General features: G+C 69.4%; 14 protein-coding genes. 11 read left to right on the top strand and 3 right to left on the bottom strand.

From position 1 onward, the window contains the following. Positions 1-15: 15 nt before the first annotated feature. The 3 genes from RM1_RS01875 to RM1_RS01865 are packed head-to-tail and all read right to left on the bottom strand — an operon-like array spanning position 16 to position 2360. Positions 16-1737: an urease subunit alpha gene (locus tag RM1_RS01875; RefSeq protein ID WP_072749754.1), complete on the bottom strand. Its 1722-nt coding sequence runs from the start codon at positions 1735-1737 to the stop codon at positions 16-18. Continuing rightward, a complete protein-coding gene (locus tag RM1_RS01870) occupies positions 1737-2048 on the bottom strand; it encodes an urease subunit beta (protein ID WP_072749753.1) in 312 nt (103 codons plus the stop codon). Before RM1_RS01870 ends, RM1_RS01875 begins: the two co-directional genes overlap by 1 nt. Positions 2049-2057: 9 nt before the next feature. Next, positions 2058-2360, bottom strand: coding sequence for an urease subunit gamma (locus RM1_RS01865; protein WP_027501480.1), 303 nt, complete (start codon positions 2358-2360; stop codon positions 2058-2060). 182 nt (positions 2361-2542) lie between these two features. Here RM1_RS01865 and RM1_RS01860 point away from each other — a divergent pair, with 182 nt between their 5' ends. The 11 genes from RM1_RS01860 to nuoK all read left to right on the top strand — a co-directional run bounded on the left by RM1_RS01860 (position 2543) and on the right by nuoK (position 13939). After that, entirely contained in the window at positions 2543-2959 is a 417-nt protein-coding gene (locus tag RM1_RS01860; protein ID WP_072749752.1) for an Rv3143 family two-component system response regulator, read from the top strand. Positions 2960-3247: 288 nt separating this feature from the next. Beyond that, positions 3248-3616 carry an NADH-quinone oxidoreductase subunit A gene (locus tag RM1_RS01855; RefSeq protein ID WP_072749751.1) on the top strand — a complete coding sequence of 123 codons (369 nt, stop codon included), beginning with the start codon at positions 3248-3250 and terminating at the stop codon, positions 3614-3616. Between the two features lie 63 nt (positions 3617-3679). After that, positions 3680-4243, top strand: a complete 564-nt coding sequence (locus tag RM1_RS01850; protein ID WP_072749750.1) for a NuoB/complex I 20 kDa subunit family protein — start codon at positions 3680-3682, stop codon at positions 4241-4243. Then, positions 4240-5001, top strand: a complete 762-nt coding sequence (locus tag RM1_RS01845; protein ID WP_072749749.1) for an NADH-quinone oxidoreductase subunit C — start codon at positions 4240-4242, stop codon at positions 4999-5001. The genes RM1_RS01850 and RM1_RS01845 overlap by 4 nt, the downstream gene beginning before the upstream one ends. After that, the gene (gene nuoD, locus RM1_RS01840; RefSeq protein ID WP_072749748.1) at positions 5001-6296 is read left to right on the top strand and encodes an NADH dehydrogenase (quinone) subunit D; all 1296 of its coding nucleotides are present in this window, start codon (positions 5001-5003) and stop codon (positions 6294-6296) included. Before RM1_RS01845 ends, nuoD begins: the two co-directional genes overlap by 1 nt. A gap of 41 nt (positions 6297-6337) precedes the next feature. After that, positions 6338-8548, top strand: a complete 2211-nt coding sequence (gene nuoF / locus RM1_RS01835) for an NADH-quinone oxidoreductase subunit NuoF (protein ID WP_072749896.1) — start codon at positions 6338-6340, stop codon at positions 8546-8548. Next, positions 8548-10953 carry an NADH-quinone oxidoreductase subunit G gene (locus RM1_RS01830; protein ID WP_072749747.1) on the top strand — a complete coding sequence of 802 codons (2406 nt, stop codon included), beginning with the start codon at positions 8548-8550 and terminating at the stop codon, positions 10951-10953. Before nuoF ends, RM1_RS01830 begins: the two co-directional genes overlap by 1 nt. Further along, complete coding sequence (gene nuoH / locus RM1_RS01825) at positions 10953-12305, top strand: NADH-quinone oxidoreductase subunit NuoH (protein ID WP_072749746.1); 1353 nt, start codon at positions 10953-10955, stop codon at positions 12303-12305. Before RM1_RS01830 ends, nuoH begins: the two co-directional genes overlap by 1 nt. After that, on the top strand, positions 12298-12834 hold the full coding sequence (nuoI, locus tag RM1_RS01820; protein ID WP_072749745.1) for an NADH-quinone oxidoreductase subunit NuoI: 537 nt from the start codon (positions 12298-12300) through the stop codon (positions 12832-12834). Before nuoH ends, nuoI begins: the two co-directional genes overlap by 8 nt. After that, complete coding sequence (locus tag RM1_RS01815) at positions 12831-13643, top strand: NADH-quinone oxidoreductase subunit J (protein WP_072749744.1); 813 nt, start codon at positions 12831-12833, stop codon at positions 13641-13643. Before nuoI ends, RM1_RS01815 begins: the two co-directional genes overlap by 4 nt. Continuing rightward, positions 13640-13939: an NADH-quinone oxidoreductase subunit NuoK gene (gene nuoK / locus RM1_RS01810; RefSeq protein WP_027501491.1), complete on the top strand. Its 300-nt coding sequence runs from the start codon at positions 13640-13642 to the stop codon at positions 13937-13939. Before RM1_RS01815 ends, nuoK begins: the two co-directional genes overlap by 4 nt.

Below are 13939 nucleotides of genomic sequence, written 5' to 3'. Positions count from 1 at the left end.
GCGTTCGCACCGCCATCAGAACAGGAAGTACCGCTGGGCCATCGGCAGCTCGGTGGCGGGCTGCTCGCGCCACACCTGCCCGTCGATCCGCACGGTGAACGTGTCGGGGTCCACCTCGATGTGGGGCCGCGCGTCGTTGAGCGGCATGTCCGCCTTGCCCCGCGCGCGGACATCGAGAACGGGCACCAGCCTGCGGTCCACGTTCAGCCGATCGGCAAGCCCGTCCTCGATCGCCTGCGGCGCAACGAAGTGCACCGAGGTCGCGGCAGCCACCTTCGGGGCGGCGCCGAACATCGGCCGCGGCAGCACCGGCTGCGGGGTCGGGATCGAGGCGTTGGCGTCGCCAATCGCTGCCCAGGCGATCGCGCCGCCCTTGATCACGGCGTGCGGACGGACCCCGAAGAACGCGGGCTCCCATAGCACCAGGTCGGCGAGCTTGCCCACCTCCACCGACCCGATCTCGGCATCCAGCCCGTGCGCTATCGCCGGGCAGATCGTGTACTTGGCCACGTAGCGCCTGGCCCGATTGTTGTCCGCGGCGCCGTCGCCGGGCAGGGCCCCGATACGGCGCTTCATCACGTGCGCCGACTGCCACGTGCGCAGCACCACCTCACCGATCCGGCCCATCGCCTGCGCGTCGCTGCCGATCATCGAGATGGCGCCCATGTCGTGCAGCAGGTCCTCCGCCGCGATGGTCGACGGCCGGATCCGGCTCTCCGCGAACGCCAGGTCCTCGGGGATGGACGGGTCGAGGTGGTGGCACACCATGAGCATGTCCAGGTGCTCGTCGAGGGTGTTCACCGTGTGGGGACGAGTCGGGTTGGTCGAGCTGGGCAGCACGTGACCCTGCGCGGCGACGGTGATGATGTCCGGCGCGTGCCCGCCGCCCGCACCCTCGGTGTGGTACGCGTGGATCCCGCGGCCCGCGATCGCCGCGAGGGTGTCCTCGACGAAGCCCGCCTCGTTGAGCGTGTCCGAGTGGAGCGCGACCTGGACACCCGCCGCATCGGCGACGGACAGGCAGGCATCGATCGCAGCAGGCGTCGAGCCCCAGTCCTCGTGCAGCTTGAATCCGGAAGCGCCGCCCCGCAACTGCTCCCACATGGACTCGGCGCTGACGGTGTTGCCCTTGCCGAGCAGCGCGATGTTCATCGGCCATCCGTCGAGCGCCTCCAGCATCCGCGACAGGTGCCAGGCGCCTGGCGTGACGGTGGTGGCCTTCGACCCCTCGGCCGGGCCGGTGCCGCCCCCGATCAGCGTGGTGATCCCGCCACCGAGCGCTTCCTCCATGATCTGCGGGCAGATGAAGTGCACGTGGCAGTCGATCGCGCCCGCAGTCAGGATCCGCCCGTTGCCCGCGATGATCTCGGTGGAGGGTCCGACCACCAGATCTGGATGCACACCCGTCATGGTGTCCGGATTGCCCGCCTTGCCGAGCGCGACGATCCGGCCGTCCCGGATCCCGACGTCCGCCTTGATGATTCCCCAGTGGTCGAGGACGACCACCCCGGTGATGACGGTGTCGGGCGCCCCCTCGGCGCGGGTCGCACGGCCCTGTCCCATGGACTCGCGGAGCACCTTGCCGCCACCGAAGACGGCCTCCTCGCCCGCCAGCCCCGGACCGCCCGAGCGGTCCTCGGTGATCTCGATGAACAGGTCGGTGTCGGCCAACCGGATCCGGTCGCCGGTGGTTGGTCCGAACAGCGCGGCATAGCGGGGCCTGCTCAACGAGGTCATCAGCGGTCCAGCTTTCCCGGCGCGGCCAGATCCAGGCCGTGTACCTCACGGGTGCCGCCGATCGGGACCAGGCTCACACGCTGGCCCAGCCCCGGTTCGAAGCGGACCGCGGTGCCGGCGGGGATGTCGAGACGAAGCCCGTGCGCGGTCGCCCGGTCGAACTGCAGCGCCGCGTTCGCCTGGGGGAAGTGCACGTGACTGCCGACCTGGACCGGACGGTCGCCGACGTTGAGCACCTCGAGCTCGGTCCGCGTCGCGCCGGGATTCAGCTCGATCTCGCCGTCGGCGCAGAGGATTTCACCGGGGATCATCTGCCGCTCCTACGCGATCGGATGGTGGACGGTCACGAGCTTGGTGCCATCCGGGAAGGTGGCCTCGACCTGGACGTCGGCGAGCATCTCTGGCACGCCCTCCATCACGTCCTCGCGGCCGAGCACCTCGCGACCGGACGCCATCAGCTCGGCGACGGTGCGGCCGTCCCGCGCACCCTCGAGCAGGTGGTCGGTGATGATGGCGACCGCCTCGGGATGGTTGAGCAGCAGGCCCCTGCCCCTGCGACGCCTGGCGAGTTCGGCGGCGTAGCTGAGCAGCAGCCGTTCCTGCTCGTGGGGCGACAGGCGCATCCGTCCTCCTCGTCATGGGCCGGGCGGGTGCCCGGAGGGGCAATGGTGCCACGCGGACCGGGGCCGTTCGCAGCCTCCCCGCCCGGTTGACGTGGCTGTAAGAAGACCGAAACATGCAGGCAACACGCCTCTCTCGACGCAGCGACGGCCCGCGAGAGCGGATCGCCAGTAGCATCGACCCCGTGACCGAGGCGACGGAACGCACCAGCCCGCCAGTCGTGTTGCGCGTGCTCGTGTACAGCGACAACGCGAACACCCGCGCCCAGGTCATCAGCGCGCTCGGGACGCGGCCCCATCCGGACCTGCCGGAGCTGGAGTACCTCGAGGTGGCGACCGGACCCGTCGTGATCGGGCACCTGGACGCGGGCGGCATCGACCTGGCCGTCCTGGACGGGGAGGCGACCCCTGTCGGGGGGATGGGTATCGCCAAGCAGTTGAAGGACGAGATCCGCGACTGCCCGCCGATCCTGGTGCTGACCGGCAGGCCCGACGACGCCTGGCTGGCCAACTGGTCGCGGGCCGAGGCCTCGGTGCCGCGGCCGATCGACCCGATCCGCCTCGCCGAGGCCGTCGTCGCGCTCCTGCGTGGCTCCGCGTAGCTCCCCGGTTCGCCGCCGGACACGCCCGCGAACCGCCGGGCGCCGACTCCCCAGACCGGTAGGGTGAGATGTAGCTCACATCGACCAGAGTCGGGATAGTGCGGCTCGTTCGGCCGGAGTGATCGCGCGGGAAGTGCTTCGGATCTTGGGAGCGTGGCATGGGGCGAACCTGGCAAGTCGGACCGACGAGTCGGTCCGAGAACGACTGCCGCATCGATCCCGCGCGCGTGCTGGAACGACCGTCCGGAACCGGGCGGCCAGGCTCGCACAGAGGGGAGCTCACCCGGCATGAACGTCTATGTGCCGATCCTCGTACTCGGAGCGATCGCAACGGGATTCGCGATCTTCTCGGTGATCGTGGCATCGATCGTCGGCCCGAAGCGGTACAACCGGGCCAAGCTCGAGGCGTACGAGTGTGGCATCGACCCGATGCAGCAGCCGGCGGGCCGGGCCCCCGGCCAGCGCATTCCCGTGAAGTACTACCTGACGGCGATGCTCTTCATCATCTTCGACATCGAGATCGTGTTCCTCTATCCGTGGGCCGTGCACTTCGACGCACTCGGCCTCTTCGGTCTCGGCGCGATGGCGCTGTTCATCGTCAACGTCGCCGTTGCCTACGTGTACGAGTGGCGCCGGGGCGGCCTGAGCTGGGACTGAGCGCCCGTTCGCGTAGTGCCGGAATCGATCTCAAGCGAAATCCGAACCGAGAAGAGTAGCGAGATGGGTCTCGAGGAGAAACTGCCGAGCGGCTTCCTGCTGAGCACGCTCGAGGGGCTGGCGGGATTCGCCCGAAAGGGCTCCCTCTGGCCGGCGAGCTTCGGCCTCGCCTGCTGCGCAATCGAGATGATGGCGACCACGTCGGGGCGCTATGACCTCGCCCGCTTCGGGATGGAGGCGTTCCGCGCCTCGCCGCGCCAGGCGGATCTGATGATCGTCGCGGGCCGGGTCAGCCAGAAGATGGCCCCGGTCCTCCGCCAGATCTACGACCAGATGGTCGAACCCAAATGGGTGCTGGCGATGGGGGTCTGCGCGTCCTCGGGCGGCATGTTCAACAACTACGCCATCGTGCAGGGCGTCGATCACGTCGTTCCCGTGGACATCTACCTGCCCGGGTGCCCGCCTCGGCCGGAGATGCTGCTGAACGCGATCATCACGCTGCACGAGAAGATCCAGCAGATGCCGTTGGGCGCCAACCGCGAGGAGGCGGTCCGGGCCGCCGAGCAGGCCGCACTGGCGTCGACCCCGACGTTCCAACTCGGCACCCCCGGGGGTCTGCTCCGGTGACCAACAGGGACGGTGAACGCGACGACGATGCCCGACGGGTCGACGCGGAGGCGACCGCGGGCCCGGAGGGCGCGGTGCCGTCGGCGCATCGGGAGGACGAGGAGTTGATCGGTGTGCGCCGCGGCATGTTCGGGGTGCGCGGCACAGGAGACACCTCCGGCTACGGCCGGCTGGTTCGCCCGGTCACGGTGCCCGAGCCCGCCCCTCGCCCGTACGGCGGCTACTTCGACGAGGTCGCGGACGCCCTCGAGGCCGCGCTCACGGAGGTGGGCGTGCCGCTCGAGGAGGCGATCGAGAAGGTCATCGTCTTCCGGGACGAGCTCACCTTCCACGTCCGGCGATCGCACCTGCCGCTGGTCGCCCGGACCCTGCGCGACGAGCCCGACCTCCGATTCGAGCTGTGCCTCGGCGTGAACGGCGTGCACTATCCGCAGGACGCCTGCCGGGAACTGCACGCGGTCTACCCGCTCCGGTCGATCACCCACGGCCGCCTCATCCGGCTCGAAGTATCTGTGCCCGACGATGATCCGCACGTCCCGTCGCTGTACGCGGTGTACCCGACGAACGACTGGCACGAGCGGGAGACCTACGACTTCTTCGGCATCGTGTTCGACGGCCACCCGTCGCTGACGCGGATCGAGATGCCGGACGACTGGCAGGGCCACCCGCAGCGCAAGGACTACCCGCTCGGCGGCGTCCCCGTCGAGTACAAGGGCGCGCAGGTGCCGCCGCCGGACGAGCGGAGGGCTTACAGCTGATGAACGAATCCGAACAGAGCCTCACCGTCACGGGGCAGGACTGGGACGAGGTCGTCGCAACGTCGGGGACAACCGGGGCCGAGCGCATCGTCGTCAACATGGGCCCCCAGCACCCGTCCACGCACGGGGTCCTCCGCCTCATCCTCGAGATCGAGGGCGAGACGGTCACCGAGGCGCGCTGCGGAATCGGCTACCTGCACACCGGGATCGAGAAGAACCTCGAGTACCGGAACTGGATACAGGGCGTCACCTTCGTCACCCGGATGGACTACCTGTCACCGTTCTTCAACGAGACCGCTTACTGCCTCGGGGTGGAGAAGCTCCTCGACATCACCGACCAGATCCCGGAGCGGGCCAACGTCATCCGGGTCATGCTGATGGAGCTCAACCGGATCTCCTCCCACCTGGTGGCACTGGCCACCGGCGGGATGGAGCTCGGCGCGATCACCCCGATGCTCTTCGGGTTCCGCGAGCGCGAGCTGATCCTCGATGTCTTCGAGACCATCACCGGCCTGCGGATGAACCACGCCTACATCCGTCCGGGCGGACTCGTCAGGGACCTACCGCCCGGTGCCGTTGAGAAGGTTCGCGAGCTGCTCGTGATCATGCCGGAACGACTGCGGGACATCGAGTTGCTGCTCAGCGACAACGCCATCTGGAAGGCCCGCACGGAAGGCATCGGCCATCTCGACCTGACCGGGTGCATGGCGCTCGGCATCACGGGTCCGGTGCTGCGGGCCACCGGCCTGCCCCACGACCTGCGCAGGAGTGCACCGTACTGCGGCTACGAGGACTACGAGTTCGACGTCATCACCGACACCCGCAGCGACTGCTACGGGCGCTACCGGATCCGGGTCGACGAGATGGCGGAGTCGTTGAAGATCGTCGAACAGTGCCTCGACCGGCTGCGGCCCGGCCCCGTCATGGTCGCGGACGAGAAGATCGCCTGGCCTGCCGATCTCGCCCTCGGCAGCGACGGACTCGGCAACTCCCCCGAGCACATTCGCAAGATCATGGGGACCTCGATGGAATCGCTCATCCACCATTTCAAGCTCGTCACCGAGGGGCTCCGGGTACCGCCGGGGCAGGTATACATCGCGGTCGAGTCCCCGAGAGGCGAGCTGGGCGTGCACATGGTCAGTGACGGCGGCACCCGCCCGTTCCGGGTCCACTACCGGGACCCGTCGTTCACCAATCTCCAAGCCGTGGCGGCCATGTGCGAGGGCGGGATGGTGTCCGACGTCATCGCCTCGGTCGCCAGCATCGATCCGGTCATGGGCGGAGCTGATCGTTGATGTTGCAGGGACGAGGCGACGAGCGCGCGACAAACGTCTCCGTGAGCGGTCCACCCGGTGCCGCCGGACCGGTCTTCCTCGAGCTGGGGCCGCGTCCGGACGAGAAGGGTCAGCTGGTCCGGCCGGGTGCCCGCGAGGCCTACCCCCCCGACGTCCACGCCCGGTTGGCCGCGGACGCGGCGGAGATCATCGCGCGGTACGGCGAGACGAGCGCGGCGCCAGAGGCACGTTCGGCGCTGCTGCCGCTGCTGCACCTGGTCCAGGCCGAGGACGGATACCTCACCCCCGCCGGAATCGAGTTCTGCGCAACGCGACTCGGCCTCACCGGGGCCGAGGTCACCGCGGTGGCGACCTTCTACTCCATGTACCGGCGCAATCCGACCGGCGACTACCACGTCGGGGTCTGCACCAACTCGCTCTGCGCGATCATGGGTGGCGATGCGATCGCCGCCGCGCTCGAGGAGCATCTCGGCGTCGGCGACGGTGACACCACCGGCGACGGCAAGATCACGCTCGAACGCATCGAGTGCAACGCGGCGTGCGACTTCGCCCCCGTCGTGATGGTGAACTGGGAGTTCTTCGACAACCAGACCCCGGACTCGGCCAGGGCGCTCGTCGACGGCCTTGCGGCGGGCGACGAGGTCACCCCGACCAGGGGCGCCCCGCTGTGCACCTTCCGGGAGACCGCACGGATCCTCGCCGGGTTCCCGGATACCCGACCCGGCGCGCTCGAGGCGGGCGGCGGCGCGGCTGGTCCCACCGTGGTCGGCCTGCGGATCGCCCGCGAACTGGGGATGGCGGCACCGGTCGCCGCGCCGTTGCCGGAGCCCGCCGCCTCCCCCGACGAGACGGACCGGCCGCTGGCCGACGCGGCACAGGAGCCGGCCACCTCCCCCACCACGTTGTCCCCGGTGCTGAGCCGGTACTGGGACGATCCGAGGTCCTGGACGCTGGACACCTACCGCCGCCACGACGGCTACCGGGCCCTGGACAAGGCCCTGCGCATGGACCCCGACCAGGTGATCGGGACGGTGAAGGACTCCGGTCTGCGCGGGCGCGGGGGTGCCGGGTTCCCCACCGGCACCAAATGGGGGTTCATCCCGCAGACCAAGGAGGGGGGCGGGCCCGCGACCAAGCCGCACTTCCTCGTCGTGAACGCCGACGAGTCCGAGCCCGGCACCTGCAAGGACATGCCGCTCATCCTGGCCACGCCGCACGCCCTTGTCGAGGGCGTGATCATCGCGGCGTACGCCATCCGCTCGAGCCGCGCCTTCATCTACCTGCGGGGCGAGGTCGTGCCGGTGCTGCGTCGACTGCAGGCCGCGGTGGCCGAGGCCTACGACGCGGGATATCTCGGCCGGGACATCCTCGGCTCCGGGTACGACCTGGAGTTGGTGGTGCACGCTGGCGCGGGGGCCTACATCTGCGGCGAGGAGACGGCACTGCTCGATTCGCTGGAGGGCCGACGCGGGCAACCCCGCCTGCGCCCACCGTTCCCGGCGGTGGCCGGCCTGTACGCGAGCCCGACCGTCGTCAACAACGTCGAGTCGATCGCGAGCGTCCCGCCGATCATCCTGCGCGGGCCGCAGTGGTTCCGCTCGATGGGCAGCGTGGAATCCCCCGGCTTCACCCTCTACTCCCTCTCCGGCCACGTCGCCAGGCCCGGACAGTACGAGGCGCCACTCGGCATCACCCTGCGCGAGTTGCTCGAGTATTCGGGCGGTGTACGGGAGGGCCATTCGCTCAAGTTCTGGACCCCGGGAGGATCGTCGACTCCCCTCTTCACCGCGGATCACCTGGACGTCCCGCTGGACTACGAACACGTCGCAACCGCGGGCTCGATGCTGGGCACCAAGGCACTGCAGATCTTCGACGAGACCACCTGCGTGGTCCGAGCCGTGCTGCGCTGGACCGAGTTCTATGAGCACGAGTCCTGCGGCAAGTGCACCCCCTGCCGCGAGGGCACCTACTGGCTGGTCCAGATCCTCGAACGCCTGGAGGCAGGCAACGGCACCGAGGCGGACCTGGAGAAACTGCTCGACATCTCCGACAGCATCCTCGGGAAGTCCTTCTGCGCCCTCGGCGACGGCGCGGCCAGCCCGATCATGTCCTCCATCAAGCACTTTCGTGACGAGTACCTGGCGCACTTCGAGCTCGGCCGGTGCCCGTTCGATCCGGACCGGTCCACTCTCGACGACGCTGGCGACTGCTCGCAGGTCGCTCGAAACAACACAGCGAGAGGACACATCTGATGACGGTGAACACGAACAGCGACGCGACGGAGCTGCCGGTCCCCGAGGAGCTCGTGTCGGCCACCATCGACGGTGTCCCGCTCGCGGTTCCCAAGGGAACACTGGTGATCCGCGCCGCGGAGATGGTCGGCATCCAGATCCCCCGGTTCTGCGACCACCCACTGCTCGACCCGGTCGGCGCCTGCCGCCAGTGCCTTGTCGACGTGGAGGGCCAACGCAAGCCGCTCGCCTCGTGCACCACGACCGTCACGGACGGCATGGCGATCCACACCCAGCTCACCTCGCCCGTCGCGGACAAGGCGCAACGGGGCGTGATGGAGCTGCTGTTGATCAACCATCCGCTCGACTGCCCGGTCTGCGACAAGGGCGGCGAGTGCCCGCTGCAGAACCAGGCGATGTCCAACGGCAGGACCGAATCACGGTTCGGCGGGGTCAAACGCACCTTCCCCAAACCGATTCCGCTGTCCTCCGAGGTCCTGCTCGACCGGGAACGGTGCGTGCTGTGCGCCCGGTGCACCCGCTTCTCCCAGCAGATCGCAGGCGACCCGTTCATCGAGCTGTTGGAGCGCGGCGCGCTGCAGCAGGTCGGCATCTACGCCAAGGAACCGTTCGAGTCCTACTTCTCGGGCAACACAGTGCAGATCTGCCCGGTCGGCGCGCTCACCGGCGCCGCATACCGGTTCCGCGCAAGGCCGTTCGACCTGGTGTCCAGCCCGAGCGCCTGTGAACACTGCGCCAGCGGCTGTGACCTGCGCACCGATCATCGGCGCGGCACCGTGTTGCGCCGGATGGCGGGCGACGACCCGGAGGTCAACGAAGAATGGAACTGCGACAAGGGCAGGTGGGCGTTCACCTATGCCACCGCCCCCGATCGCATCACCACACCGATGGTCCGCGACGACGACGGCACGCTGGTGCCCGCCTCATGGCCGGAGGCATTGGCAGCAGCGGCACGAGGTCTGAGCACCGCCCGGGGCGGTTCGGGCGTACTGGTGGGCGGCCGGTCCACCCTGGAGGATGCCTACGCCTACGCGAAGTTCGCGCGGGTGGTGCTCGACACCAACGACATCGACTTCCGCAGCAGGCCGCACTCCGAGGAGGAGGCCGACTTCCTGGCCGCCCGCCATCGGGTGACCGTGTCGTACCGCGACCTGGAGAACGCGCCGACCGTGCTGCTCGTCGGGTTCGAGCCCGAGGAGGAATCACCGATCGTCTACCTGCGACTGCGGAAGGCGGCACGGCGGGGTGCCCTCGTGGTCCAGTCGATCGCGCCGTATGCCAGCCGCGGTCTGGCAAAGATGTCGGGCCGACTGCTCAGGACACCACCCGGTGGCGAGGCCGCGGCACTCGACTCGCTGTCGGGGTCGGAGCTCCTGCGAGCGCCAGGCGCCGTGATCATGGTCGGCGAGCGCCTGGCGGCCCTGCCCGGGGCGCTGTCCGCCGCGATCCGGCTGGCAGATCGGACCGGGGCGCGGCTGGTGTGGGTACCCCGCCGGGCAGGCGACCGGGGCGCGCTCGAGGCCGGCGCCCTCCCGCACCTGCTGCCCGGTGGCAGGCCGGTCGCCGATGACGTCGCACGCGGGCAGGTGGCCCGGGCGTGGGGCCGCACGGATCTGCCTGCGGCGCGGGGACGCGACACCGCGGACATCCTCGCCGCCGCGCGCGAGGGTCGGCTCGGGGCGCTGGTGGTGGGCGGGGTCGAGCCGGGCGATCTCGCCGATCCGCGGGCCGCCCTGGCCGCCATCGACGCGGCCGGGTTCGTGGTCAGCCTGGAGCTGCGCCGCAGCGAGGTCACCGACCGCGCCGATGTGGTGTTCCCCGTCGCCCCGACCGCGGAGAAGCCCGGCACCTTCCTCAACTGGGAGGGGCGCCCCCGGGTCTTCGGCGCCGCGCTCCCCGGCACCGGCGCCATGCCCGACCAGCGGGTGCTGGACGCCATCGCCGACAGGATGGGCACGCCGCTCGGCCTGCCCGATGCCGCGGCCACGCGCGCCGAACTCGCGCGGCTCGGCCCGTGGGAGGGTGCGCCCCCCGCCCCGCCGGACGTCGCGCCCGCGGAGCAGGCGAAGCCGGGCCCAGGTGAGGCGGTGCTGGCGGGCTGGCGGATGCTGCTGGACTCCGGCCGCATGCAGGACGGGGAGCCGCACCTCGCGGGGACCGCACGCACACCCGTGCTGCGTCTTTCCGCCGCCTGCGCCGCCGAGATCGGCTCCGCCGAAGGGGATCCGGTGACCGTCAGCACCGAGCGGGGATCGATCACCCTGCCGTTGGCCATCACGGACCTGCCGGACCGGGTGGTGTGGCTGCCCATGAACTCCCCCGGGTCCGCGGTGTTCCGTGAGCTCGCCACCCTCCCCGGCGGGCTCGTCCGCATCCACTCCGCGACAACCGAAACGGAGCGGTGATGGACACGGGATACATCGCTAGCGACTGCTTGCAGGTCGCTCGAAACTACACGGACCTTTCGGCGTTCGGCCACGATCCGTGGTGGCTCGTCGTCGGCAAGGCCCTTGCGGTCTTCGTCTTCCTCGTCCTGACCCCGTTGCTGGCGATCCTCGTCGAACGCAAGGTGTTGGCCTGGATGCAGATGCGGGTGGGGCCCAACCGCGTCGGCCCGAAGGGCACCCTGCAGAGCCTGGCCGACGGCATCAAGCTGGCGCTCAAGGAGGGCATCGTCCCGAGCGGCGTGGACAGGCCGGTCTACCTGCTGGCACCGATCATCGCGGTGGTGCCTGCCTTCATGGCCTTCGCCGTGATCCCGTTCGGTCCCGAGGTGTCGATCCTCGGGCATCGGACTCCGCTGCAACTCACGGACCTCCCGGTCGCCGTCCTGTACATCCTCGCGGTCACCTCGGTCGGCGTGTACGGCATCGTGCTCGCCGGGTGGGCGTCGGGCTCGACCTACCCGTTGCTCGGCGGCTTGCGTTCGACGGCGCAGGTCATCTCGTACGAGGTCGCGATGGGATTGGCCTTCGCCGCGGTCTTCCTGTGGGCGGGCACGATGGCCACCTCGGGCATCGTCGCCGCGCAGGAAGGTACCTGGTACGTCTTCCTGCTGCTGCCCTCGTTCCTCATCTACGCCACCTCGATGGTCGGCGAGACCAACCGCGCGCCGTTCGACCTCCCCGAGGCCGAGGGCGAACTGGTCGGAGGCTTCCACACCGAGTACTCCTCGCTCCGCTTCGCCATGTTCATGCTCGCCGAGTACATCAACATGGCGACCGTCTCGGCGCTTGCCACCACACTGTTCCTCGGCGGCTGGCACGCCCCGTGGCCGCTGAACATGTGGGACGGCGCGAACTCCGGATGGCTTCCGCTGCTGTGGTTCACGGCCAAGGTCTGGGGCTTCCTGTTCCTCTTCATCTGGTTGCGCGGGACGCTGCCCCGGCTGCGTTACGACCAGTTCATGAACCTGGGCTGGAAGATCCTGATCCCCGCCGCGCTGGTCTGGGTCCTTGTGGTCGCCGCGATGCGGACCCTGCGGAACGAGGGGTACGGCTCCCTGCAGGTCTTCCTCTTCGGCGCGGGGACGGTCGTCGCACCGGTCGCCCTCGGACTGCTGTGGCGCCGGCTCCGGTCCGCGCAGAAGCCCGCACCGCCGGCGACCGCGGGCCCGACCGCGCCGCCCGCCCAGGAACCGTTCGACCCCATGGCAGGCGGTTTCCCGGTTCCGCCGCTACCGGGCCAGAGATTGCCCGCGTTCCGCCGCACCCCGGTATCAACGGGGGCCACCACCCAGGAGGGTGACGATGGTTGAGTTCCTAGGTCCCCTGTCGGGATTCGGCGTGACCTTCCAGACGATGTTCAAGAAACCGAACACCGAGTTCTACCCCGAGGAGAAGTCGCCGACCGCCCCCGGCTTCCACGGCAGGCATCAGCTCAACCGCTACCAGGACGGGCTGGAGAAGTGCATCGGGTGTGAGCTCTGTGCCTGGGCCTGCCCCGCCGACGCCATCTATGTGGAGGGCGCGGACAACACCGAGTCCGAACGCTATTCGCCCGGTGAGCGGTATGGCCGCGTGTACCAGATCAACTACCTGCGGTGCATCGGATGCGGACTCTGCATCGAGGCGTGCCCGACCCGGGCGCTGACCATGACCGACGACTACGAGATGGTCGACGACAACCGCGCCGGGCTGATCTACGACAAGGATCGCCTGCTGGCGCCGCTCGAGCCCGGGATGACCCCGCCTCCACACCCGATGCAGCCGGGGAGCACCGACAAGGACTACTACCTCGGCACCATCTCCGAGGACACCACCGAGGAAGGGAAGGCGCAGCCGTGAACGCGGTCGCAGTGGCGGCGCAGTTCGCCGCCGAGCCTCTCGAGCGCACGTCCACGGGTGAGGCGGTCCAGTTCTGGATCCTCGCCGTGGTGGCGGTGATCGGCGCCCTCGGCGTCGTGTGCGCGACCAAGGCCGTCTATTCGGCCATTTTCCTCGCGCTGACCATGATCATCCTCGCGGTGTTCTACATCGCCCAGGACGCGCTCTTCCTCGGCGTCGTGCAGGTCGTCGTCTACACGGGCGCGGTGATGATGCTGTTCCTGTTCGTCCTGATGCTCATCGGCGTCGACTCCTCCGACTCGCTGGTGGAAACGCTTCGCGGCCAACGGATCGCCGCGATCGTGGCGGGGATCGGGTTCGGGGTGCTGCTGATGGCGGCCATCGGTAACGCGTCCGTGAACTGGGCAGGCGTCGCGCCCGAGCCGGCCGGGCGACCTGCGGGCAATGTCGAGGCCCTCGCGGAACTCATTTTCATCCGCTATGTGTGGGCCTTCGAACTCACCGGCGCGCTGCTGATCACCGCGACCATCGGCGCCATGGTGCTGGCACACCGCGAGCGGTTGTGGCCGCGCATGGACCAGAGGGCGCTCTCGCGTGACCGGGTTCGCCGATGGAGCGAGGGCGCCACGGACGGCGAGCGGGTGACCCCGTTGCCGAGTCCCGGCGTCTACGCCCGCAGCAACGCCGTCGACATGCCCGCCCTGCTCCCGGACGGGTCGTTCGCCCCGTCGTCGGTCAGTCGCATTCTCCGGCAGCGAGACATCTCGGCACCCGAATCGGAGACACCAGGAGAGGAGGGCACGCGGTGAACCCAGAGAACTACCTGTACCTGTCCGCCCTGCTGTTCACCATCGGTGCGGCGGGCGTCCTCGTGCGCCGCAACGCCATCGTCGTGTTCATGTGCATCGAGCTGATGCTCAACGCGAGCAATCTGGCGTTCGTGACGTTCGCCCGGATGCAGCACGACCTCGACGGCCAGGTCTTCGCGTTCTTCACCATGGTGGTCGCCGCCGCGGAAGTCGTTGTCGGCCTGGCGATCATCATGACGATCTTCCGCACCCGGCGTTCGGCCTCGGTCGACGGCGCGAACCTGCTGAGGTACTGA

The sequence above is a fragment of the Rhodococcus maanshanensis NBRC 100610 genome (assembly GCF_001894865.1).
Lineage (GTDB): Bacteria > Actinomycetota > Actinomycetes > Mycobacteriales > Mycobacteriaceae > Rhodococcus_G > Rhodococcus_G maanshanensis.
This window is presented reverse-complemented; position numbering and strand designations above follow the sequence as displayed.